We start from the raw sequence: 22,219 nt of genomic DNA, 5'->3' as shown, positions 1-22,219 counted from the left end.
AAAGGCTCGTGAAGATCCTGTTCGTCGAAGATGACGCGATGAACCGGCGCGTCGTGAAGGACATGCTCGACGTGGCCGGCGCCGAGATGGTGGAGGCCGGCGGCGGCGAGGAAGGGCTGCGCCTGATCGACGACCATGAATTCGACATCATCCTGATGGACCTGCGCATGCCCGGCATGGACGGGATCACGGCGATCCGCCACATCCGCGCGCGCGCCGACCGCAAGGCGCGCCTGCCGGTCATCGTCATCACCGCCGACACCGGGGCCAATCTGCGCGAGGAATGCCTGGGTGAGGGCGCCGACGAAGTGCTGTTCAAGCCCGTTGCCATGGATTCGCTGTTCGACGCGATCGGCCGCCTGATGGCGCGCGACATGGGCGAGTCCGGCCTGATCGGCTAATCCGCGCAAAGCGGATCGTCCACGGCCTCATAGCGCCGGGATCGGGCATTCCACACAGGCGCGATTGTCGCACAGCCGGCAGATCCGGAAACGGTCGAACTGGTCGCGCGGCATCGCCGCCAGCAGTTTGCGCAGCAGCACGGCCAGCTGCGACTGCTCCGACGGTGAGAGCAGCTCCGCGGCGCCTTCGAGCAGCGATAGCCGCTCAGCCAGCAACGTTGCGCGCAGCGCTTCGCCCTGCTCGGTCAGGTGCAGCGCCACCGCGCGCCGGTCGCGCCCGGCGCGGCGCTCGACAAGGCCATCGGCCACCAGCCGGTCAACCAGCCGCACCGTGCCCGGATGCGACAGGCGCAGGATGCGGCGCAGCCGGTCATTGGTCATCCCGGGACCATAGCCAATCACGACGATAGCGGCCGGCGTCTGCCCGGCATGGCCGACAAGCTGCTGGGCCAGATCCTCGATCCGGTCGACCACCGCCAGCGACAGCGCACCCAGAATGTTGGCGGTCTCCGATGCCATGCGCGGCAAATTATGTGCGCCCCATACCAATGGCAAGGAGGCGCCGTTGACATTATGTGCGGAACGCACATAAATGAGCCGCGTTGGTGCTGCACCCGGCATCGTCCGGGGTAGCCGAGCAGGAGAGAGAAGATGTCGACCGCCCTCGGACTGCCACTGCCCGTGTCGTCAGCCGACAGCGCGCCGGACTTGGAATTCCTGTTCGAAGCGCGGGTGAAGCTTCATCTGCCGCCAATCGACATCGGCGCGGCGCCGGAGGGGCACCGCGCCATCTACATCGTCAAGGGCGGCCATTTTGACGGGCCAAGGCTCAAAGGGCGTGTCGTGCCGGACAGTGGTGCCGATTGGGTGCGGGTGCGAGCCGACGGTTCATCGCATCTCGACGTCCGCTTTACGCTCGAGACGCACGATGGCGCGATGCTCTATCTGCACTGGCACGGCCGGTTCTGGGCAGCGCCGGAACATGCCGATTATGCGCTGGATTTGGAAAAACCAGACGATGTGGCCGGCGCCAACCGCTATTATTTCCGTACCGCGCCCGAGTTCGAAACCGGCGATCCGCGCTATGCCTGGCTCAACAACGTCGTGGCCGTCACGCGCTCCCGCACGGGCGATGGCGGGGTGATCCACCGCGTCTATGCGGTGCGCTAGGCGTCGAAAGTTCCAAGTCTGGCGCGCCCGGCAGGAGTCGAACCTGCGGCCTCAAGATTAGAAGTCTCGTGCTCTATCCAACTGAGCTACGGGCGCGTTGCGCCATGCGATAGCGGCATTTGCCTGCCCGCGAAACGGGGTTAAGGCTGGGCGGGGCGCGAAGAGGGCGCGAAGGGGGAGACAGATGACGGTAAAGGCGGTTTCGGCGCAGACGCTGGGGCATGAACCCTTTCGCTATTTCGATTTCGTGATGGCGGCGTTCGTGGTGGTGCTGGTGCTGTCCAACACCATCGGTGCGGCAAAGCTGTCAGCGGTCACCCTGTTTGGCCAGTCGTTCGTGTTTGGCGCGGGGATTTTGTTCTTTCCGATCAGCTATGTGATCGGCGACTTTCTGACCGAGGTTTATGGCTATGCCCGCGCGCGCCGGTGCATCTGGGCGGGCTTTTTCGGGCTGATGTTCCTCGCGCTGATGACGACTGTGGTCGTCGCGCTGCCGCCGGCGCCGGGCTGGAACGGGCAGGTGGCCTATGAGGGCGTGTTCGGCACGCTGGGCACGCAGACGCTGCGCATTGTCGGTGCGTCGATTGCGGCCTTCTGGGCGGGCGAGTTCGTCAACTCCTTCGTGCTGGCGCGGATGAAGCTGCTCACCCGGGGCCGCTTCCTGTGGACGCGCACGATCGGCTCCACCGTGTTCGGGCAGGGGGTGGACAGCCTGATCTTCTATCCGCTCGCCTTTTGGGGCGTGTGGACCAACGATCAGGTGCTGGCTGTGCTCGTCACCAACTGGGCGCTGAAAGTGGGCTGGGAAATCCTGCTGACCCCTGTCACCTATGCCGTGGTCGGCTTCCTGAAGCGGCGCGAAGGGCTGGACGTGTTCGACGACAAGACCGACTTCACCCCGTTCCGCGCGGATGTTTAGGCCGGCTAGGTAATTCGCCAGATTAGGGATGTGACGGTCCCCGTTTTTGACCAGGATCAAGGCGTGGCGACGCGCTTGATGGCATTTCCCCAACATCATTTTTGGGGAGTGCCACCATGAACAAGCCCATTACCCATCGCGACCTGGAAGGTGCCGCGCCATTTGTGTCGCCCGTGCCAGCGGGTGCGGCGACCAACGCGCCGGCCGAGCCGGTTTTCGGCCTTCCGCCGCTGCTCCATGCAGGGGTTTTCGGCGGGTTCCTGCTCTATCTCGCCATCATGTGGGCGGCCTTTGGTGAAGCGCAGCTGGCCATTCCCTTTGTCGTCTTCGTGGTGTTTATCGCCGCCAGCTTCGTGGTGCCGGCGCTGTGGGCGCGGATTGCCCCGGGGCCGCAGCCCAAGCAGGACTGGGCGTGGTTTTCCGCCCATGGCATTGACTGCGCGACCGGCCATCTGAGCGCGGGCGGCGCCATCGCCCATGTCATGCTGCTGCCCGCGATGGTGGTGCTGTGGGGTGTGGCGGTGGCGATCATTACCGCGCTTGGCCGGTAGTGCTCAGGCCGCGACGGCGGCGATCATCCCTTCGAACAGGCGGCGCCCGTCGGTGCCGCCATGGGCCGCCTCGATCCGGCGCTCCGGATGCGGCATCAGCCCCAGTACATTGCCGGCGTCGTTCAGCACCCCGGCAATGCGGCGCGCGGCGCCATTGACGTCTTCGGCGTAGCGCAGCGCGACACGGCCCTCGCCCTCCAGCCGGTCAAGCGTTTCGTCGTCGGCAGCATAATTGCCGTCGTGGTGCGCAACCGGGATGATCAGCTGCTCGCCGGGGGCGTAGAGCCGGGTGAAGCAGCTGTCGGTCGTCTCCACCGTCACCGCCACGTCGCGGCCGATGAAATCCAGCCCGGCATTGCGCATCAGCGCGCCGGGCAGCAGGCCGATCTCGGTCAGGATCTGGAAGCCGTTGCACACCCCCAGCACCGGCACGCCGCGCTCGGCCGCCGCAATCACCGCCGGGATGATCGCCGCACGCGCCGCAATCGCACCGCAGCGCAGATAATCGCCATAGGAAAAGCCGCCGGGCAGCGCGATCAGGTCGACGCCGGCGGGCAGGCTGGTTTCTCCATGCCACACCATCGCCGGCGCGCGGCCGGTGACGGCGGCAATCGCCACCGCCATGTCGCGATCGCAGTTGGAGCCGGGAAAGACGATGACGGCGGCGGTCATGCCCGCTCCACCCGGTAGTTTTCGATGACGGTGTTGGCGAGCAGCTTGCGGCACATCTCGTCGATCGCGGCGTCGCTGGTGTCGTCGGCCACGTCGAGCTCGATCAGCTTGCCCGCGCGCACATCGTTCACGCCGGCAAAACCCAGCCCGCCCAGCGCCTTGTGAATGGCGCGGCCCTGCGGATCGAGCACGCCGGGCTTGAGGGTGACGATGATGCGCAGTTTCATCTGGCTAATCCCCTGGTAACTTTTTGCCGCTATGCCGATACGTTCGGCTCATCGCAACCTTCACGCTTTGTTTACCCGCCGGCGCGATTCTGGTCGTCAGCCGCCAATCATTTGGCGGCAGGGCGCTGGCAAAAGGATCGCCGCGATGGCCGCCTTAGCAATGATGTTGTTCGTTTCGCTGTTCGCCTTCGGGGCCGAATATCTGGGCTGGAGCGACCCTGCCGGCCGGGTGCAGCTGGCGCTGGTCAGCAGCTTCATCTTCGGCATCGTGTGCGGCTTCAAGGTGAAGGGCTGACCTATTTGCCCCGCCGCTTGCGGTGGCTTTCCAGGTCGAGCACGGCATTGTCCGCGCCCTCCGGCAGCAGGCCGAGGCGGCGCGCCACTTCCTGATAGGCCTCCACCTCGCCGCCCAGGTCGCGGCGGAACCGGTCCTTGTCCAGCTTTTCGCCTGAGCTCATGTCCCACAGGCGGCAACCATCGGGGCTGATTTCGTCAGCCAGGATGATGCGCGCATAGTCATTGTCCCAGATGCGGCCGAATTCCAGCTTGAAGTCTATGAGGCGGATGCCGATGCCGGCGAACAGCCCGCACAGAAAATCATTCACGCGGATCGCCATGTCGGCAATGTCGTGCATCTCTTCCTGGCTGGCCCAGCCGAAGCAGGCGATATGTTCGTCGGTGATCATCGGATCGCCGAGCGCATCATCCTTGAAATAATATTCGATGATGGTGCGGGGCAGCGGCGTGCCTTCCTCGATCCCCAGCCGCTTTGAGAGCGACCCGGCGGCGACGTTGCGCACCACCACTTCGATCGGCACGATTTCCACCTGGCGGATCAACTGTTCGCGCATGTTCAGCCGGCGGATGAAATGGGTCGGCACGCCGATGGTGCCGAGCAGCGTGAAGATATGCTCCGAAATCCGGTTGTTCAGCACGCCCTTGCCGCTGATCGTGCCCTTTTTCTGGGCATTGAAGGCGGTGGCATCGTCCTTGAAATACTGGATCAGGGTGCCGGGCTCGGGGCCTTCATAGAGAATCTTGGCCTTGCCCTCATAGATTTGGCGGCGACGTGCCATGTGCGAGGTTCCTAGAAAAGACGTGCCCCGGCCGCACGAGACGCGCGGGGCCGGGGCGGATGATCGCTATAGCCAATGCGGGGGCACGGCGCAACGCGTGGTGGCGGTTTAGGTAACGGCCTGGCGCACGGCAAAACGGCGCGCGCGCCAGGCGCCGCTGGCCAGCACGTCGGCGATGATGTGGCCGGCGCGCACCACATCCTCGAACCCCAGATAGAGCGGGGTGATGCCCAGCCGCAAAATGTCCGGCGTGCGGAAATCGCCGATCACCTGCCGCTCGATCAGTGCCTGGCACAGCGCATAGGCGTCCTCATGGCGAAAGCCGATATGGCTGCCGCGCAAGGCGGCGTCGCGGGGGGAGGCACAGTCCAGCCCCAGCGCATCGCCAATGTCGGCCAGCACATCGAACAGCGCGGCGCTTTTTGCCGCAATCGCCGCCATGTCCGCCTGCAGCAGCAGGTCGACGCCCGCCTCCAGCGCGGCCAGCCCCAGGATGGGCGGCGTGCCCGACAGCCAGCGCCTGATGCCGGGGGCGGGGGCATAGCCATCCTCGAACGCGAAGGGAGCGGCATGCCCCATCCACCCCGACACGGGGTTTGTCAGCGCCGCCTGATGGCGCGCCGCCACGAACAGCCAGGCCGGCGCACCGGGGCCGCCATTCAGATATTTATAGCCGCAGCCCACCGCCAGATCCGCCCCGCAGCCGTTCAGGTCGATCGGCACCGCGCCCGCGCTATGGCTCAGATCCCACAGGATCAGCGCGCCGGCGGCATGGGCGCGCGCGGTCCATGCCGCCATGTCGAAGCGTTCGGCCGTCTGGTAATGGACATGGGTCAGCAGCACGAGCGCGGTTTCATCGGTGATCGCTTCGGCCAGCTGCCGGCGGGGGACGACGCGCAGCTCGGCACCGGGCACCGCCTGCACTGCCCCTTCGGCAATGTGCAGATCGGTGGGGAAATTGCCCGCCTCGCTAACCACCACGCGGCGGCCGGGCGCCAGGCGGAGCGCCGCCACCACCAGCTTGTAGAGATTGGCCGAGGTCGAGTCGCACGCCAGCACTTCGCCCGGCGCGGCGCCGACCAGCCGGGCGATCTTGTCGCCGATGCGGGTCGGGGCGTCGAACCAGCCTTCATTCCAGCCACGGATCAGCCGCGTGCCCCATTGCTGGCCGGCCATCTCCGCCAGCACCGCCGGCGTCGACACGGGCAGCGGCCCCAGCGAATTGCCGTCGAGATAGATCACCCCTTCCGGCAGCGTGAACCGCGCGCGAAACGCGCGCAGCGGGTCGGCCGCGTCGCGGGCGCGCGCTTCGTCCAGCGTCATCATTTGCGATAGCTCAGCGTGATCAACGCGGCGGCCTGCTGCCAGGCGGCGCTTTCGGGGGTGACCAGCTCGACATGGCCGGTCTGCGGCACCCGCGCCAGCCGCACCGGCTCCATCGCGTCGCGCGCCTGGGCGAAATAGCCCTCGGTCAGGTGGGTCGGGATGATCCGGTCCTCCTCGCCCGCGACCAGCCACTGGACGACACCGATGGGGAACAGGCGCGGGACGGAGGTGTCGACAAACACGTCCGGCCGGGCCGCGCTGGGCGCGCCGGTCAGCCGTGCGACCACGTCGGTGCCGCAGCCATTGTCCGGGCTTTCGGCAACCGCCTTAAGGTCGGGCAGGCCGCCCAGGCTGACCACGCTGTCGATGGGCAGCGCATTGCCCGCCGCCACCGGGCTGCCGGCGGGCAGGGCGGCGCGCGCGCTGCGCACGGTCGCGCGCCCGGCCACCGGGCGGGGCAGCCAGTTCGCCGCGCTCGCCGCCGCGCGCCGCTGCGCCGCTGCTGTCTTGAAATTGGCAAGCGTCACCGCCTTGCCGGGCGTGATGTGCGTGCTGATGCCGTCGATATCGGCCAGCTTGCGCAATTCGCGCTCGACCGGGCCGGCCATGCCGCGTTCAGCATCCTCAGGCGGCAGGTCGCCGGTCTCGATCTCCACCACCAGCATCCGGTCCGCCTGCCACGCCGCGCGGGCGGCCAGCCACAGCGCCAGATGCCCGCCCGCCGAATGGCCGACGGCAACGATGTGGCGCAGATCGAGCCGGTATCGCGCGGCATAGTCGCGCAGCAGGTCGGTCGCGGTCGCCACGTCGGTAAAGGTGCCCGGATAGCCACCGCCCGGGCGATCCACCCCGCGATAATCGATGTTCCACACCGCATAGCCGCGCTTGCGCAGATTGTCAGCCACCCAGTTCATCAGGCTGCGGTCGGCAATCTCGGTCTGCCAGCAGCCGCCATGCACCATCACCACTATGGGATGGGGCGCCGCGCGCTTGCCGGCGGGCAGCCACAGATCGACCCGCTGATAAGGGTCGCTGCCATAGCTGATCGTCGCGTCGGGCGCGGGGCGGGGCCGGCGCGTCAGATCGGGCCAGGTCAGCGGTTTCCAGTCGGCCATGCCGCACAGGAACAGCATCGCGGCGAACAGGGCAAGCGGGCGGTGGCGCATGCCCTGTGTCTTAGCGCCCGTGCGCCGCGATGCTAAGCCCCTAGATGGTCGTCCGCACCGTGAGGTGCCGCTGCACCGTGCGCCACGCCAGATAGCCCAGCGCAAAAATCGCCAGCCAGGGCAGGCCGCCGGCGAGCACCGCCAACAGCACCGTCGCTGCCGCGCCGAACGACCATTGCGCCAGCCGCACCGCAATCCCGAGCGGGGCATTGGCGGAAAACCAGCCCTGATTGTCCGGCTGATAGGCGAAGCGAACCGGCGTGGTGGCAAGGCTGGCCGACTGGTCCTGACGCGCGCGCCGGCCCGCGTCGATCCGTTGCCGCAGGTCGTCTGCCTGGTGGCGCAGCGTGTCCCGTTCGGTGGCGCGGGGCGGCAGCCGGGCGAGGTCGCTTTCGATCTGCGCCAGCTGGCTGCGCAGCGGCGCCATGTCGTCGTCGATGCGGTCGATCGCGCCGGCCGCGTCCTCCCCGCTGATGCTGACGCCGCCCAGTGTGCCGCCGGCCTTGACCAGCGCGTCAATGCCCTGGGAGGCGAATTTGCGGGCAAGGCCGGGATCGAGGTTGAAGTCGATCGAGCCCTCGGCATCGGCCGCCGTCGACCCCTGATCATAACGCATAGCGACGATGCGGCACCGCGCGACGCCCAGTGCTTCGCACGCCTGGGCATGGCTTTCCTGCAGCCGCTGCACGCGCTCGCCCGCGATGCGGAAGAAATAATTGTAGCTGAACGCCACGCCCGGGGCGGCCGCCATCGCGATCCGGGGCCCGCCATCGCCTTCGCTACTCTCGGTGGCAAGGGTGCCGCCGCCGCGACGGCCCGCCTCATGTTCGGCAGGCTTTGAATTGCAGGCGCTGACCAGCAGCGCGATCAGGATTATGGCCTTGGTACGCATCAATGCTCTCCCATCCTTGTCAGCGGCACAATATCCTATCTATTTGATGGGATAAATAGGAAATATAATGTCGAAGGCTGGCAAGGGGCACAACATCGTTCGGGAATGCCGCTTGGCGGCTGGCCGGCTGCGCTGCTACGGCGCTTTGCATGACCGACCTTATCGACCCGCCGGCGCCATCCGAAGCAAATGACACGCCGTTCGACACTGCCCTGTCCGAACGCTATCTCGTCTATGCGCTGTCGACGATCACGGCACGCTCGCTGCCTGATGTGCGCGACGGGATGAAGCCGGTGCATCGCCGGCTGCTCTGGGCGATGCGCGCGCTGCGGCTCGATCCGGCACAGGGCTACAAGAAATGCGCGCGCGTCGTCGGCGACGTGATCGGCAAATATCACCCGCATGGCGACGCCAGCGTCTATGACGCGATGGTCCGCCTCGCGCAGGATTTCGCGCTGCGTTATCCGCTGGTCGACGGGCAGGGCAATTTCGGCAATATCGACGGCGATAATGCCGCTGCCTATCGCTACACCGAATGCCGGCTGACCCAGGTCGCGATCGACCTGATGGAGGGGCTGGACGACGACGCCGCCGACTTCAAACCCACCTATAATGGCGAGGAGCAGGAGCCGGAGATTTTCCCCGGCCTGTTCCCCAATCTGCTGGCCAATGGCGCCAGCGGCATTGCCGTCGGCATGGCTACCAGCATTCCGCCGCACAATGCCGCCGAACTGCTCGACGCCGCCATCGCGCTGATCGACAACCCGGACGCGCCGGTGCTGGACTACGTGAAAGGGCCCGATTTCCCCACCGGCGGGCTGGTCGTCGATTCAGCCGCCGCGATTGCCGAAACCTATGCCACCGGGCGCGGCAGCTTTCGCGTGCGGGCGCGCTGGCAGGTGGAGGATCAGGGGCGCGGCACCTGGGTCGCGGTAGTCACCCAGATCCCCTATGGCGTTCAGAAGGGCAAGCTGATCGAGCAGATCGCGGCAATCGTGAACGACAAGAAGCTGCCGATCCTGGCCGATGTGCGCGACGAATCCGATGCGGAGGTGCGCATCGTGCTCGAACCGCGCAGCCGCACCGTGGATGTCGACACATTGATGGAAGGGCTGTTCCGCCTGTCCGACCTTGAGGTGAAGGTGCCGCTCAACCTCAACGTGCTCGACGCGCAGCGCACGCCGCGCGTGATGGGGCTGGCGCAGGCGCTGAAAAGCTGGATCGCGCACCAGTTCATCGTGCTCGAACGCCGCGCCCGCCACCGGCTGGGCCGCATTGCCGACCGGATCGAGCTGCTCGACGGCTATATCATCGCCTTTCTGAACCTTGACCGGGTGATCGAGATCATCCGCACCGAGGATGAGCCCAAGCCGGTGATGATCGCCGAATTCGGCCTGAACGACCGCCAGGCCGAGGCGATCCTGAACATGCGGCTGCGCAATCTGCGCCGGCTGGAGGAAATGGAACTGCGTGGCGAGCGCGACACGCTGGCCAAAGAACGCGCAGGCCTGGAGGCGCTGCTGGCGAGCGATGCCGCGCAGCGCAAGAAGCTGAAGAAGGACATGGCGGCGATCCGCGATCGCTATGGCCCGGCGACCAAATTGGGCGCCCGCCGCACCGACATTGCCGAAGCGGCGCCCGCGCGCGAAATTCCGCTGGAGGCAATGATCGAGCGCGAGCCGATCACCGTCATCCTGTCGCAGCGCGGCTGGGTGCGCGCGATGAAGGGGCATATCGATCTGGCCTCCGCCGAAGCGCTGAAGTTCAAGGAAGGCGACGGCCCCAGCTTTGCCTTTCACGCGCAGACCACCGACAAGCTGTTGCTGGCGGCCGAGACCGGGCGTTTCTTCACGCTGGCGGCCGACAAGCTGCCGGGCGGGCGCGGCTTTGGCGAGCCGGTGCGGCTGATGATCGATCTGGACAGCGACACCGGCATTGTCGACCTGTTCCCGGCCGGCCGGCACGAGAAGCTGCTGCTGGCGGCAAGCGACGGGCGCGGCTTCGTCGCCAAGGCAGCCGACCTGATCGCGGAGACGCGCAAGGGCAAGGTGGTGATGACGCCGCGACCGGGCGCCGCGCTGCGCCGCATCGCCCCGCTGAAGCCCGGGGACGATTATGTCGCGGTGATCGGGGACAATCGCAAGCTGCTGGTCTTCCCGCTGAGCGAGCTGCCGGAAATGGCGCGCGGGCAGGGGGTGCAGCTGCAGCGTTACCGCGATGGCGGCCTGTCCGACGTGGCGGGCCTAGTCTATGCCGCCGGGCTCAGCTGGGCGATGGGGGGTGAGAGCGGCCGCACCCGTACCGAAAGCGATCTGGGGCCGTGGCGCGCGGCACGCGGCGCGGCGGGCCGGCTGGCGCCCAACGGCTTCCCGCGCGACAACCGGTTCTGATCGTGCAGAAAGTGGCGGCGGCCATGCCGCCACTTGGCAGAATTGCGGTAGGGTATTTTCAGCACAACTTAACGAGTTAGTCTTAACTCGGCGAGGATGGTGCAACATATGCCCCGGCCGGCCCCCGTAACCAGCGCGCCCGATATCCGCGCGCGCCGCCGTGCCGCGCCTGTGCCACCCGTTGCCGTCGGCGACACGGATCGCGTGCTCCAGGCATTGGAATTGCTGCCTATTCCCGCACTTGTGTTGCGCTTTCAGCCGCAGGGCCTGGGCTTTGAAGCCTATAACAGCGCGTTTGTGTCGACCGGCCTGGGCACCGCACCCGAACGATCGCGGCTGTTGCCAGCGCTCGCCGGAAGGTTCGATGCCTTCATCCGGTCGGGCAAGACGCGCGAGGAATTCGCATGGCGCGACGGCGAGATCGTCGAGTGCCGCTATTACCGCGTCCATCTGGCCCGTGCCGAACCACGTGGTGGCGAGCGGTGCCTGGTCACTTTCATCGATCAGACGGCGGAGCTGCGCACCGAGCAGAATCTGCGCCGCGAAATGTTGACTGACAGCCTGTCTGGCCTGCCCAACCGCGCGGGCTTTGGCGATCTGCTCGAACAGGCAATGGCAGGCCCGGCCGCCGATGGTACCGGGCATGCGGTGATGATCGTCAACCTCAACCGCTTCAGCCGGGTGAATGCCTGTCTGGGGTCGCTGGCCGGTGACGAACTGCTGATCACGGTGGCGCGGCGCATCCGCAGTGCCCTGCGCGCGAACGACGTGCTGGCGCGCACCGGTGGCGACGAGTTCGGCATATTGCTCACCATCGAGCAGGGCGAAAGCGACGCGCGCCATGTCGCCAAGCGCATCCAGGCGGCGCTCGCCTCGCCCTTCCGGCTGGCCGATTATGAAATCCGCGTGTCCTGCTCGATCGGTATCGCCTTTGTCGAAGAAAGCCTGGAAGAGGCCGAAGACCTGATCCGCCGCGCTCAATTCGCGGTGAAGCGGTCAAAGGCGACGGGTCTCGTCGAAACCTATCAGCTGCAGGCGTTCGACCAGGCGCGTGAAGAGTTCGGCATGGAAACCGCGCTGCGCCGCGCGATCGACGGCAACCGGCTACGCCTTGCCTTCCAGCCGATCTGGGATCTGGCGACCGGGCGGATCGTCGCGTTCGAGGCGCTGGCCCGCTGGCCGGGCGATCCGGGCGCGCCAATGCCGCCCAATGACTTCATTCCGGTGGCCGAGGAATCGGGGCTGATCGTGCCGCTCGGCCGCTGGGCATTGCGCGAGGCGGCACAGACGCTCGCCAGGTGGGACGCGCGCGCCGGCGGCGATTGCGGCGTGAAGGTGGCGGTCAACATCTCCGCCATCCAGCTGCAGCGCGACAATGTGCCGATGCTGGTGGAGGAGGCGCTGGCCGAAACAGGCCTGGCCGGCGAGCGGCTGACGCTGGAGCTGACCGAAAGCGCGCTGGTCGGCGACGCCGAGCGGGTGCAGCAGACGATGCAGGCGCTGAAGCGGCTGGGCACGCACCTGGCGATGGACGATTTCGGCACTGGCTATTCAAATCTGGCGCTGCTGCAAAAGCTGCCGATCGACGTGCTGAAAATGGACCGCAGCTTCGTGACCGGCATGCTGGCCGACCGCGACAAGGTGGCGATCGTGCGCGCGATCATGGGCCTGGCGCTGGCGCTGGGGATGAAGACGACGGCCGAAGGCATCGAAACGCCCGAACTGGCGCAGACGCTGGCGGCGCTGGGGTGCAGCTATGGCCAGGGCTTTCATTATGCTCAGCCGCTGGACGCCGACAGCGCCTTTGCCCTGCTTCAGGCGCGCAACGCCTGATCGACTTCCTCGTCGCGGATTGCGGCAAGCCGTTCGTCGCCGGGGAAATCCTCCGCCACCCAGCGCCGCTCGATCGCGCGCAGCGTTCGGGCGACCACTGGCCCCTTGCGGATGCCGCGCGCGACGAGGTCGCCACCGCTGACGCCAAGCCGTGGCACCGGCCAGCCGGCAATCACCGCCAGCGCCGCCAGCGCCTCCGCCTCGCCCAGCTGCAGCGCGATCCGGTCTGCCGCGCCCGCGCTGCCCAGCTGATAGGCAAGCGCCCGGGGCGGCGCCAGCTGCCGGTCGAGCGCGCTTGCCAGCTGCTTGCGCTGCGCATTGGACAGTTTCAGCCGCGCGCCGATCTGGTCGCCCAGCGCCGGATCGTCGGGCAGCAGCGCGGCCAGCCGGCGGATGGCGTCGGGCACCAGCCCGCCTGCCGCCTCCACCGCCGCGACACGGGCCAGTCGGGTCGCGCTCCCGATTTCGGGCAGCACCGGCTTCAGCACGCCGTGGGCGAGCATCAGCGCCACCGTTTCCGGCGCGCGCGGGGCGAGCAGCAGCTTCAGCAGTTCGTCCGCAATGCGTTCGCGGCTGAGCGCCATCAGGTCGTTGGCGCGGGTTGTCGCTGCGGCCAGCCCCGCTGCATCCACTGTCTCGGCAAAGCGGGCCGAGAAGCGGAAGAAGCGCAGGATGCGCAGATGATCCTCGGCAATGCGCTGCAGCGGGTCGCCGATGAAGCGCACGCACCGCGCGGCGAGATCGGCCAGGCCGCCGAAATAGTCGAACAGCGCGCCGCTCGCCGGATCGGCATAGAGCGCGTTGATGGTGAAGTCGCGCCGCGCCGCATCCTCGCGCCAGTCATCGGTGAAGGCGATGGTCGCGCGGCGGCCGTCGGTGCTCACGTCGCGGCGCAGCGTCGTCACTTCGACCGGGCCGTCGGGCAGCAGTGCGGTGATCGTGCCATGGGCAAGCCCGGTCGGGACCGCGCGCAGCCCCGCGCCCTTGATCCGTTGCACCACCTGGTCGGGCGGCAGGCTGGTGGCGATGTCGATATCGGCGGCGGCAAGGCCCAGCAGCGTGTCGCGCACCACCCCGCCGACAAAGCGCGCGCTGCCCTGCGCACAGCCCAGCGCCACGCAAAGCTCGGCCAGCCCCGGCCGCTCGCGCCAAGGGGCAGCGGGCAAGTAGAGCGTCTCGTTTACACCCATGACAGGCGTTTTTGTAAGTTGACGAGCATCGCGGCGGTCGCGCCCCAGATGCGGCGGTCCTGCCACCAGATCTCGTAATAATGGCGGGTGCGGCCCTGCCACTGGGCCTGGGCAAGCCGCTGATTGGCCGGATCAAGCACGAAATCAAATGGAACTTCAAACACTTCGGCGACTTCGCTTTCCTGCGCGGTCAGCGTCAGGTCGGGCGTTACCAGCGCCAGCACGGGTGTCACCTCGAAACCCGTCACCGTGCGATAGGGGTCCACCGCGCCGATCACATGGACGCCATCGCTGGCCAGCCCAATCTCCTCCTCCGCCTCGCGCAGGGCAGCGGCAACGGCATCGGCATCGCCGGGATCGACCCGCCCGCCCGGAAAGGCGATTTGCCCGGCATGGCGCTTCAGCGAGGCGGTGCGCTGCGTCAGGATCAGCCCGGGCCGCTCGCGTGTGGTGATCGGTACCAGCACCGCGGCGGGCGTCGCCGCATCGCCCACGCCGGCATCGGGATGGTCGCCGCGCAGCAGCCCGGCATCGGCGGGGGGCACTGCCGCCACTGCCCGGCGCAACCGCTCGGCCAGCGTCATGCGGCGGCCCCGATGGGGAAGAAGGCGCCGTTGCTCCACAGGCCCGGCGGATCGTCATCCGCCGCCAGTGCCCGCTCGGCCAGCTCATAATAGACCGGCCGCACGATCAGCGCCTCCAGCCCGCGCCGCACCAGCAGATAGGGGCGGGGGCCATCCGCCCCGTGCGCAAAGCGCAGCGGATGATCGGGGCCGGCGACCACCACGTCGCCGGTGTTGAGGCGGAAGCCCAGCCGGCTGTCCGCGCCCGCGCCTTCGGCCTTCAGCTCGACCGCGACAAAGGGCGCGTCCTCCACCGCGATGTCGAGCTTTTCCACGGGCGTGACCAGCACATAGCTGCCATCACCCTCCCGCCGCAGCAGGCGCGAGAACAGCCGCACCATCGCCATCCGCCCGATCGGCGACCCCTGGTGGAACCAGGTGCCGTCGCGCGCGATGCGCATGTCGCTGGGGCCGCAATGCGCGGGGTGCCAGCTGTCCACCGGCGGCAGGCGCGCTTCCTCCACCAGCCGGGCAATCTCGGCGAGCGACAGCGCGGCAAGATCGGGGGGCGGCGGCATCGGCATGGCGGTGGCGTAAGCGCGCAGCGGCGCGAGGTAAAGGGGTGGGGGCCAACCCGCGCGGCATCCGCGATGTCGACGCGCCGGTTCGGCGCCACCATAAAATAGGGGACTGTCCCCTATTTTATGGTGCGACGGCGACTGTCGTCACCCGGATGTCGCGCGCGCGCGCCAGCAGCGGGCCCCGACCGGACCAGACGCGCCCGCGTTGCTCAGTCCGCCGGGGGTTCGCGCCAGCCCGTTGCCTCGGCCCAGACATTGGCGCCTTCCACGATGATGTCGAACACGGGGTCCTTGATGCCGTAATAAAAGTCGGCATCATCGGGAAAGCGATCGGCCAGCCGCTGCTTGATCAGCGCATAGGCCGCAGCGGCCACCGGGCGGGCGCGCAGGAAATCGCGGCACAGCAGGGCAAAGCGCTGGTTGAAGAAGCCCCGCTGCCGCACATGGATATGGGCGGTGCGCGCCGTGCCCTTGAACAGGCGCTTGCTCAGTTCGACGGCGGGCAGATCAAGCCCCGGCGGGCAATGATCGCGATAGACGCTGGTCGCCCGAAAACCCGCGCTTTCGAACCTGTCGTCGTTCACCAGGGTTAGATCGGGCACCGTCACCTGAACATCGATCACGTCCTTGGCCGGCAGTCCGGGGACGGCCGTCGATCCGATATGATGGACACAGGAGCCGGGCGGCGCGGCGCCGAGCAGCTTGTCTCTCAGCGCCGCAAAGTCCGCCGCCCAGCTTTCCCGATGAGGCACGATGACGATCTTCATGGCGGCGCGACGATGCACCGTGCGGCCTGGCCCTGCAAATCGCGCAGACGGCGCGTTGATCGGACCGCCCGTTCAAGCCGGCCCCAGCATGCCCGCCACATCCGGCGCGCCGTCGCCCAGCGCGAGCAGGCGGTGGCGCTCCACCGGGCCGGGGGCGCGCCACAAGGCGGTGCGCGCGGCGGTGAAGCCGAACTGGCCGTAATAGTCGGGGTCGCCGATCAGCATCAGCGCGTCGACGCCGGCCGCCCGCGCCGCGCCCAGGCTCGCCGCCATCAGCGCGCGGCCATGGCCCTGGCCCTGGCAATCGGCGCGGATCGCGACCGGCCCCACCATCACCAGCGGCGTCGCGCCGCCCTCATCGTGGCGCAGCTGCACCGGAAAACACTGGATCGAGCCCAGCAGCGCGCCATCGACGATGCTGGCGAAACTGAACGCCGCAATCGCCCGCGCAGGCCCGCGAATGGCATAGGCGGTGCGGCCGCGCCGGTCGCTGCCAAAGGCGGCGTCGAGCAGGGCTTCCACCTCGGCATCGCGGGCGGCGGAGAGCGGCTGAAGCTCGATCGACTCTCTCCGGCAAAAAGGGGCATGGACAGGCAAAGCGCGGCGCGCATAGCCTGCCCGCTGGGCATTGCAAGCGCCAAGCGGGTCAATCCGGGGAGGTGGCGGTGAAACTCTATGATTCGAGCTGGGCGCCCAGCCCGCGCCGGGTGCGCATCTATCTGGCCGAAAAGGGGCTGGAGGTGGAGCGCGTCGATGTCGACCTGCGCGCCAATCAGCAGCTGGAGGATGCGTATCTCGCCATCAACCCGCGCGGCGTGGTGCCCGCGCTGGAGCTGGACCATGGCGAGGTGATCTGCGAATCATCGGCGATCTGCCGCTATTTCGAGGCGCTGCACCCCGTGCCGCCGATGTTCGGCACCACCGCGCTGGAGATTGCGCGGGTCGAATCATGGACGCGACGCATCGAGCATGAAGGCTATAACGCCGCCGTCTATGTCTTCCGCAACAGCCGCCCGGCGATGGAGGGGCGGGGGGCACCGGGCAAATGGCCGCCGATTCCGCTGATCCCGGAACTGGCGACGCGCGGCGCGATCATGTGGGGCGCCTTTACCGAGGCGCTGGAGGCGCGGCTGGGCGGCAGCGAATGGGTGGCGGGCGACCATTACAGCTTTGCCGACATCACCGCGCTGGTGACGATCGACTTTGCCCGCGCCGCCCGGCTGCCGGCCCCTGCGCCGGAATCGGCCATCGCGCGCTGGCACGCCGCCGCGAGCGCCCGGCCCAGTGCTCAGGCATAGGCGTGCTCAGGCATAGGTGTGCTCAGGCATAGGCGTGCTCAGGTATAGGCTGGGCGGGCTTTCGCACGCGCGATAACCTGCTATGGGCGCCGGCCGACACTGCGAAAGGCGCCCTGGTGGACGATCGGCTCGAACTGGAAGTGCATGATATCGAGGTGCCGGTGCTGACCGGCATCTATTCCGAAGAAACCCACCTGCCGCAGCCGCTGCGCATTTCGATCACGCTGGAGCTGGAAGCGCCCGCGCATTTCGCGCCCGATACGCCGCTCGCCACGTCGAAAAACTATATGGACCTGAAGCGCGCGGCGACCGAGGCGCTGCCGCCCGGCGTCCACTTCACGCTCATCGAGGCGGTGGCCGACCATATCGCCGAAACGCTGATGCTGCAGGATGCGCGCGTGCGCTGGGTGAAGGTGAAGATCGTCAAGCTCGCCATTTCGGAACAGGGCGAGGCGATCGGCATCACGCTGCTGCGCCACCGGCGGTGAGCGTGCGCATCGAGCTGGACGACGGGGCGACGGCGGCGGACGCCATTGCGCGGATGCGCGCGGCGAGGGGGGCTGCGGTGGTGCTGGTGCTCGCGCCCGGCATCGACCCGGTCGAGCGCGCGCAGATCGCGGCGGCGCTGGGGCCGCTGGCGCTGGAGCTGGCACCCGCCACCCGGCTGTGCGCGGTGGCGCGCGGCGCGGGCGGAGGATGTCGATGCGGCCGTTGCTTTCCTCATCGGCGCCAGCGCGACCACCGGGCAGCTGCTGACCGTCGGCTAGCGCCTGTGCCGCGCTAGCTGCACGGCCCCAGCGCGTCGAGGACGAAGGCGTAGTCGGCGCGGGCGGCGCGGGCATCGTCTGCCTCCATCGTCGCGGTGGCGCCGGCGGGCAGCGCGCGCGGCAGATGGCAGGCCAGCCGATACCAGAGCAACGTGTCGCGCGCCGGCGGGGCGGCGGCCTCGTCCACAATCTCGCTCAGCGCCACGCCCCAGCGCACCGCTTCGCCCGGGCGGCGGATGATGTTGATCGACACCGGGCGCCCATCGGGTGTGTTGAGGAAGATCTGCGTTTCGCCCTCGCCGGGCAGGGTGCCGGGCACGTGAAAGGCATTGCCGATGCCGCTGATCGCCGGCGGCGCGGCTGGGTCCACCACTTCGGCGGCGATGCGGCGGGTGAGCGCGTCGAGCGGCGCGCTCCATGGCTGCTGGGCGGCAAGCGCGGTCAGCTGGATCTGGTCCGCCCTGCCGGGCACCGCGCGGCCGAACAGTAGCACGCGCTGCTTGGCCAGTTTCGGCGGCCGCCCCCGCGCATCGAGCGGCACATCGGCCAGATAGCTGATTCGCGCCGGGGCCGAATCACTGCCCCGGATCAGGGCGCGAACATCGGCGGTAATGTCGAAGCGGACATGGTTTGGCGGCAGGCCGGGCGATTCCGCCGGCTTCAGTTTCTGGGCACTGCGGACCACCGAATCGATGATGACGGGCGCCCCCAGCACCAGTTCGGCCACGCGCGCATAGCTGGGTACCGGCGGGGGCGGCGGTGCCGCACGCTGGGCGGCAGCGGGGCTGAAAAATGGCGGAAAAAGGGCGAAAATTATGGCGATTAGCGCGATTTTCCGGGTGTTCTGCATAATGATGATGCTAGCCCAGCCGGGGTTTGTGATACAGAAATAATTCTGCCACGCCGCGCTGGCAGGTTTGTTGCGGGAGACAAAGCGTTTGCGTCGGTCCGGCGTGGGCGATAGAGACTTGAGCCCTGTAGGGCAGAAATAAGCGCACGGCATCCGCCGAGCGACCCCGACGGTCGGGGCCGGGCGGTAAAGTGATGTCGGCGTGAACAGGAGTTACAGATCTGAATGGCATATGCAGACCGGAATGACGGCGGAACGCGGGTTGTGGCGATCGTTATCGTCAGCTTCCTCATGGCGGTGCTGGGCTATGCCTTCGTCACGGGCCTCGCGTTCCAGGCGTACAAGAAGGTGGCTGAAAAGCTGAACACCTTCGACGTGGCGCCGCCCCCGCCGCCCCCACCGCCGCCCCCGCCGCCGGAAGAGCCGCAAGAGGTTCAGCAGCAGACCGCACCGCCGGTCGTCGCGCCGCCCGCGATCGTGCAGACGCCGTCGCCGCCGGTGAACATCACCACCACCGCCACGCCGCCGCCGGCCGCGCCGCCGGTGATGGTGGCCGCGCCGCCGGGACCGGTGACGCCGCCGGCGCCGCCCAAGCCCAATCTCAGCGTTCGTGCAAAGCCGCGCGGCAACCCGGGTGACTGGTTCCCCAGCGATTACTACCCGTCCTCGGCCAAGCGCGAAGGCATTCAGGGCCGCGTGGTCGTGGCGCTGACGATTAACGTGCAGGGCCGCGTTTCGGATTGCCGCGTGCAGACGTCGAGCGGCAACAGCGAGCTGGACGACACCACCTGCCGCCGTGCGCGCAGCGCCGGTCGCTATGATCCCGCCAAGGATGCCGACGGCAAGCCGGTGGAATCGACCGTAACCCTGCCGGTGCGCTGGCAGCTTGTAGACGAATAACGGATTGCCGGCGCTGCTTGGCCTTCAGGGGGCTTGAGGCGCCGGCGTTATTTCAGGCCAAGACCGACCAATAAGGAAAGAGACTATGCTGATCACCATTCTCACTGCCGCCGCCGGGGGCGCCGAAAAGAAGAATCCCTATGGTTTCTGGGAAGCCTTGCAGCAGGGCGGCGTGATCGCCTGGTCCGTTGCCGGCATCCTCACCTTCATGCTGTTCGTCTCGCTCTACATCTTCTTCGTGAAGATGTTCGAACAGTCGAAGATCAACGCGCAGACCAAGCGCGTGCGCTCCACGTTCTGGAATGCCACGTCGCTGCGCGAAGGTGCTGCCAAGCTGGAGCCGAACTCGGCCTATCGCCAGATCGTCGACGACGGCCTGACCGCGCAGGAACAGCATGGCAAGCTGACCGATCCGGTCGAAGCGCATGACTGGGTGCATGGTTCGCTGGCGCGTTCGGAAGCGTCGATCAATTCGCAGCTGGGCGGTGGCCTGGCCTTCCTCGCCACCGTCGGCGCGACCGCGCCGTTCATCGGCCTGTTCGGCACCGTGGTCGGCATCTACCGCGCGCTGATCAAGATCGGTCTGGCTGGTTCGGCCTCGATCGACACCGTCGCCGGCCCGGTGGGTGAAGCGCTCATCATGACCGCGTTCGGCCTGGTCGTCGCGGTGCCGGCGGTGCTCGGCTACAACCTGCTGCAGCGCCGCAACAAGCGCATCGCCGAAGATCTGGGCGCGTTCTCGAACGACGTGCTCGGCTTCATCGCGTCGAACGGTGCGGTCCGCCCGGCGGCTCCCGCCAAGGCGGCGCCGAAGCCGGCGACCACCGCCACCGCGACCAAGCCGACGGCGGCCTGAACCCTCCCCGCCGGGCGGCCAGTGGGCATGCCCGGCGGCGCTGGCCGGCCATCCCGCCCAGCGTTTGTGTTGAACGAGAGAGGATAGTTCGCAAATGGCGATCAGCACAGGTGGCGACGGCGCCACCGAAAAACCAATGTCGGACATCAACACCACGCCGCTCGTCGACGTGATGTTGGTTCTGCTCATCATCTTCCTGATCGCGGTGCCGGTGGTGGTTCAGGCGATCAAGGTCAAGCTGCCCGATGTGCGCTATGACCCGACCGTGACCAAGCCGGAAAATGTGTCGCTGACGGTGCGCGCCGGCCCGGGCGGCGAGTGCGAGGTGTATTGGAACCTGACGCGCGTCACCAGCCAGGAACTGCTCGACAAGGCAGTGAAGAAGCTGGAAGCCGAGGTGAAGCGGCTCGGGAGCGATCTGACGGCGGACAATCTGCCCGAGGCGCATATCCGCGGCGACGTGGACACCCCCTATCGCTGCGTCGGCGGCACCATCTACACGATGCAGCGCGCAGGCTTTGCCAAGGTCGGCTTCATTTCCGAACCGCCCCCCGGCGAGACGATCGGCCGCCTGTAATCACCGCATCTAGAGAATATTGGAGTATCCGACATGGCAATGAGCGGCGGCAGCGATGATGGCGAGCCGATGATGGAAATGAACACCACGCCGTTGATCGACGTGCTGCTGGTGCTTCTCATCATGTTCATCATCACCATCCCGATTCAGACGCACGCGGTGAAGGTGGATCTGCCGCAGAATCAAAATCCGGGCGACCCGAATCCGGTGAAGAACAAGATCGTGATCGACGCGACCGGCAAGACGTTCTGGAACGGCAGCCCGGTCGATGATGCGACGCTGGCTGACTATCTGGAGCAGACCAAACTGATGAACCCGGAGCCGGAACTGCAGTTCCAGCCGACGCCTGACGCGCGTTATGAAACGGTCGATCGCGTGCTGGCGGTGGTGCGTCGTTCCGGCGTCGGCAAGCTGGGCTTTGTCGGCAACGAACAGTACCGCAACGATTTCTGACGATCGTCGTCAGGCCTGAATGAAGGGGCGGTGCCATGGGTGCCGCCCCTTTTTTCGTTGGCGGTGGGGGCTGGCATGGCTGCGGGCCGTCCGTGCCGCGCTGCTCAAGCCCCTCCCCTTCAGGGGAGGGGTTGGGGTGGGGCGTATGACCGATCGCGCGCCTTGTGCAGCGCGGCCCCACCCCCGTCCCCTCCCCTTCAGAGGAGGGGTAAGTCAGCCTAAAGCCGGGGCAGGGTGACGCCGCGCTGGCCCATATATTTGCCGGCGCGGTCGGCATAGCTCACCTCGCACGGCTCGTTGCCCTGCAGGAAGAGGAACTGGCACGCGCCTTCATTGGCATAGATGCGCGCGGGGAGCGGCGTGGTGTTCGAAAATTCAAGCGTCACATGCCCCTCCCACCCGGGCTCGAGCGGGGTGACATTCACGATGATGCCACAGCGCGCATAGGTCGATTTGCCGAGGCAAATGACGAGCACGTCACGCGGCACGCGGAAATATTCCACCGTCCGCGCCAGCGCAAAGCTGTTGGGCGGAATGACGCAGACATCGGTCTTGCGGTCGACAAAGCTGTTCGCGGCGAAATCCTTGGGGTCCACCACCGCGGAATCGACATTGGTGAAGATCTTGAACTCGTCTGCCACCCGCGCGTCATAGCCATAGGAGGACAGGCCATAGCTGATGCAGCCGTCGCGCCGCTGGCTCTCGACGAACGGCTCGATCATGCCGTGCGTCAGCGCCTGCTCGCGGATCCAGCGGTCTGACATGATCGACATGAGGGCTCCTTGAAATGGGGG

At 67.4% G+C, this 22,219-nt stretch carries 28 protein-coding genes and 1 tRNA gene; 14 read left to right on the top strand and 15 right to left on the bottom strand.

Translation table 11 applies throughout. The annotated features are described in order from the left end of the window. The first annotated feature begins 8 nt into the window (after positions 1 to 8). Complete coding sequence (locus K2Y03_RS04970; protein WP_294088736.1) at positions 9 to 401, top strand: response regulator; 393 nt, start codon at positions 9 to 11, stop codon at positions 399 to 401. Between the two features lie 27 nt (positions 402 to 428). Here the strand turns inward: K2Y03_RS04970 and K2Y03_RS04965 are convergent, their stop codons facing one another. Next, complete coding sequence (locus K2Y03_RS04965) at positions 429 to 920, bottom strand: MarR family transcriptional regulator (protein WP_294088734.1); 492 nt, start codon at positions 918 to 920, stop codon at positions 429 to 431. A gap of 132 nt (positions 921 to 1,052) precedes the next feature. Between K2Y03_RS04965 and K2Y03_RS04960 the strand changes: the two genes are divergently transcribed. Next, positions 1,053 to 1,571, top strand: a complete 519-nt coding sequence (locus K2Y03_RS04960; RefSeq protein ID WP_294088732.1) for a DUF3237 domain-containing protein — start codon at positions 1,053 to 1,055, stop codon at positions 1,569 to 1,571. A gap of 19 nt (positions 1,572 to 1,590) precedes the next feature. Here the strand turns inward: K2Y03_RS04960 and K2Y03_RS04955 are convergent. After that, positions 1,591 to 1,667 (bottom strand) — tRNA-Arg (locus K2Y03_RS04955). Between the two features lie 88 nt (positions 1,668 to 1,755). On the opposite strand from K2Y03_RS04955, the gene K2Y03_RS04950 reads away from it, so the two are divergent. Then, a complete protein-coding gene (locus tag K2Y03_RS04950) occupies positions 1,756 to 2,490 on the top strand; it encodes a queuosine precursor transporter (protein ID WP_294088731.1) in 735 nt (244 codons plus the stop codon). Between the two features lie 116 nt (positions 2,491 to 2,606). Next, entirely contained in the window at positions 2,607 to 3,041 is a 435-nt protein-coding gene (locus K2Y03_RS04945) for a hypothetical protein (RefSeq protein WP_294088729.1), read from the top strand. 3 nt (positions 3,042 to 3,044) lie between these two features. Here the strand turns inward: K2Y03_RS04945 and purQ are convergent, their stop codons facing one another. Together purQ and purS are read right to left on the bottom strand one after the other, a co-directional pair. Beyond that, the gene (gene purQ, locus K2Y03_RS04940) at positions 3,045 to 3,713 is read right to left on the bottom strand and encodes a phosphoribosylformylglycinamidine synthase subunit PurQ (protein ID WP_294088728.1); all 669 of its coding nucleotides are present in this window, start codon (positions 3,711 to 3,713) and stop codon (positions 3,045 to 3,047) included. Continuing rightward, positions 3,710 to 3,940 (bottom strand): phosphoribosylformylglycinamidine synthase subunit PurS, encoded by a 231-nt coding sequence (gene purS / locus K2Y03_RS04935; RefSeq protein ID WP_294088726.1) that lies wholly within the window; start codon positions 3,938 to 3,940, stop codon positions 3,710 to 3,712. The genes purQ and purS overlap by 4 nt, the downstream gene beginning before the upstream one ends. 145 nt (positions 3,941 to 4,085) lie before the next feature. On the opposite strand from purS, the gene K2Y03_RS04930 reads away from it, so the two are divergent. After that, positions 4,086 to 4,235 carry a hypothetical protein gene (locus tag K2Y03_RS04930; RefSeq protein WP_294088725.1) on the top strand — a complete coding sequence of 50 codons (150 nt, stop codon included), beginning with the start codon at positions 4,086 to 4,088 and terminating at the stop codon, positions 4,233 to 4,235. Position 4,236: 1 nt separating this feature from the next. On the opposite strand, the gene purC is transcribed toward K2Y03_RS04930, so the two are convergent. The 4 genes from purC to K2Y03_RS04910 form a co-directional block, all read right to left on the bottom strand. Continuing rightward, a complete protein-coding gene (purC, locus tag K2Y03_RS04925) occupies positions 4,237 to 5,016 on the bottom strand; it encodes a phosphoribosylaminoimidazolesuccinocarboxamide synthase (protein ID WP_294088724.1) in 780 nt (259 codons plus the stop codon). Between the two features lie 108 nt (positions 5,017 to 5,124). Beyond that, on the bottom strand, positions 5,125 to 6,339 hold the full coding sequence (gene kynU, locus K2Y03_RS04920; RefSeq protein WP_294088781.1) for a kynureninase: 1,215 nt from the start codon (positions 6,337 to 6,339) through the stop codon (positions 5,125 to 5,127). Beyond that, positions 6,339 to 7,508, bottom strand: coding sequence for an alpha/beta hydrolase (locus K2Y03_RS04915; protein ID WP_294088722.1), 1,170 nt, complete (start codon positions 7,506 to 7,508; stop codon positions 6,339 to 6,341). Before K2Y03_RS04915 ends, kynU begins: the two co-directional genes overlap by 1 nt. Before the next feature lie 40 nt (positions 7,509 to 7,548). Beyond that, positions 7,549 to 8,400, bottom strand: a complete 852-nt coding sequence (locus tag K2Y03_RS04910; protein WP_294088721.1) for a hypothetical protein — start codon at positions 8,398 to 8,400, stop codon at positions 7,549 to 7,551. Between the two features lie 149 nt (positions 8,401 to 8,549). On the opposite strand from K2Y03_RS04910, the gene parC reads away from it, so the two are divergent. Beyond that, positions 8,550 to 10,790 (top strand): DNA topoisomerase IV subunit A, encoded by a 2,241-nt coding sequence (gene parC, locus K2Y03_RS04905; RefSeq protein ID WP_294088719.1) that lies wholly within the window; start codon positions 8,550 to 8,552, stop codon positions 10,788 to 10,790. A 108-nt stretch (positions 10,791 to 10,898) separates the two neighbouring features. Further along, positions 10,899 to 12,623, top strand: a complete 1,725-nt coding sequence (locus K2Y03_RS04900; protein WP_294088717.1) for a bifunctional diguanylate cyclase/phosphodiesterase — start codon at positions 10,899 to 10,901, stop codon at positions 12,621 to 12,623. Here the strand turns inward: K2Y03_RS04900 and K2Y03_RS04895 are convergent. The 5 genes from K2Y03_RS04895 to K2Y03_RS04875 form a co-directional block, all read right to left on the bottom strand. Further along, positions 12,605 to 13,813, bottom strand: coding sequence for a CCA tRNA nucleotidyltransferase (locus K2Y03_RS04895; RefSeq protein WP_294088715.1), 1,209 nt, complete (start codon positions 13,811 to 13,813; stop codon positions 12,605 to 12,607). The two genes, K2Y03_RS04900 and K2Y03_RS04895, sit on opposite strands and share 19 nt — an antisense overlap. Then, complete coding sequence (locus K2Y03_RS04890) at positions 13,804 to 14,397, bottom strand: CoA pyrophosphatase (protein WP_294088714.1); 594 nt, start codon at positions 14,395 to 14,397, stop codon at positions 13,804 to 13,806. The genes K2Y03_RS04895 and K2Y03_RS04890 overlap by 10 nt, the downstream gene beginning before the upstream one ends. Beyond that, positions 14,394 to 14,960 (bottom strand): DUF1285 domain-containing protein, encoded by a 567-nt coding sequence (locus K2Y03_RS04885; protein ID WP_294088712.1) that lies wholly within the window; start codon positions 14,958 to 14,960, stop codon positions 14,394 to 14,396. Before K2Y03_RS04885 ends, K2Y03_RS04890 begins: the two co-directional genes overlap by 4 nt. 206 nt (positions 14,961 to 15,166) lie before the next feature. Then, entirely contained in the window at positions 15,167 to 15,724 is a 558-nt protein-coding gene (locus K2Y03_RS04880) for a GrpB family protein (RefSeq protein WP_294088710.1), read from the bottom strand. Positions 15,725 to 15,796: 72 nt separating this feature from the next. Beyond that, positions 15,797 to 16,321, bottom strand: coding sequence for a GNAT family N-acetyltransferase (locus tag K2Y03_RS04875; protein ID WP_294088709.1), 525 nt, complete (start codon positions 16,319 to 16,321; stop codon positions 15,797 to 15,799). Positions 16,322 to 16,389: 68 nt separating this feature from the next. Between K2Y03_RS04875 and K2Y03_RS04870 the strand changes: the two genes are divergently transcribed. The 3 genes from K2Y03_RS04870 (at position 16,390) to K2Y03_RS04860 (ending at position 17,806) form a co-directional block, all read left to right on the top strand. After that, on the top strand, positions 16,390 to 17,022 hold the full coding sequence (locus tag K2Y03_RS04870; protein ID WP_294088707.1) for a glutathione S-transferase N-terminal domain-containing protein: 633 nt from the start codon (positions 16,390 to 16,392) through the stop codon (positions 17,020 to 17,022). Positions 17,023 to 17,138: 116 nt separating this feature from the next. Beyond that, positions 17,139 to 17,510: a dihydroneopterin aldolase gene (locus tag K2Y03_RS04865; protein WP_294088705.1), complete on the top strand. Its 372-nt coding sequence runs from the start codon at positions 17,139 to 17,141 to the stop codon at positions 17,508 to 17,510. Further along, on the top strand, positions 17,507 to 17,806 hold the full coding sequence (locus K2Y03_RS04860) for a hypothetical protein (RefSeq protein ID WP_294088703.1): 300 nt from the start codon (positions 17,507 to 17,509) through the stop codon (positions 17,804 to 17,806). The genes K2Y03_RS04865 and K2Y03_RS04860 overlap by 4 nt, the downstream gene beginning before the upstream one ends. Here the strand turns inward: K2Y03_RS04860 and K2Y03_RS04855 are convergent. Further along, the gene (locus tag K2Y03_RS04855; RefSeq protein ID WP_294088701.1) at positions 17,803 to 18,639 is read right to left on the bottom strand and encodes a hypothetical protein; all 837 of its coding nucleotides are present in this window, start codon (positions 18,637 to 18,639) and stop codon (positions 17,803 to 17,805) included. The genes K2Y03_RS04860 and K2Y03_RS04855 overlap by 4 nt on opposite strands. Before the next feature lie 264 nt (positions 18,640 to 18,903). Here K2Y03_RS04855 and K2Y03_RS04850 point away from each other — a divergent pair, with 264 nt between their 5' ends. From K2Y03_RS04850 to K2Y03_RS04835, 4 genes are all read left to right on the top strand, one after another. After that, entirely contained in the window at positions 18,904 to 19,539 is a 636-nt protein-coding gene (locus K2Y03_RS04850) for an energy transducer TonB (protein WP_367114750.1), read from the top strand. An 85-nt stretch (positions 19,540 to 19,624) separates the two neighbouring features. Then, positions 19,625 to 20,395, top strand: a complete 771-nt coding sequence (locus K2Y03_RS04845; protein WP_294088697.1) for a MotA/TolQ/ExbB proton channel family protein — start codon at positions 19,625 to 19,627, stop codon at positions 20,393 to 20,395. A 94-nt stretch (positions 20,396 to 20,489) separates the two neighbouring features. Next, a complete protein-coding gene (locus K2Y03_RS04840) occupies positions 20,490 to 20,972 on the top strand; it encodes a biopolymer transporter ExbD (RefSeq protein ID WP_294088694.1) in 483 nt (160 codons plus the stop codon). Positions 20,973 to 21,005: 33 nt separating this feature from the next. Beyond that, positions 21,006 to 21,425 carry a biopolymer transporter ExbD gene (locus tag K2Y03_RS04835; protein ID WP_294088693.1) on the top strand — a complete coding sequence of 140 codons (420 nt, stop codon included), beginning with the start codon at positions 21,006 to 21,008 and terminating at the stop codon, positions 21,423 to 21,425. 218 nt (positions 21,426 to 21,643) lie between these two features. On the opposite strand, the gene dcd is transcribed toward K2Y03_RS04835, so the two are convergent. Then, entirely contained in the window at positions 21,644 to 22,198 is a 555-nt protein-coding gene (gene dcd / locus K2Y03_RS04830; RefSeq protein WP_294088689.1) for a dCTP deaminase, read from the bottom strand. Between the last annotated feature and the right edge of the window lie 21 nt (positions 22,199 to 22,219).

The organism is Sphingomonas sp., assembly GCF_019746015.1.
Taxonomy (GTDB): Bacteria; Pseudomonadota; Alphaproteobacteria; order Sphingomonadales; family Sphingomonadaceae; genus Sphingomonas.
Note: the sequence above shows the minus strand (reverse complement) of the source record. Positions and strands in the feature narration are given on the sequence as shown.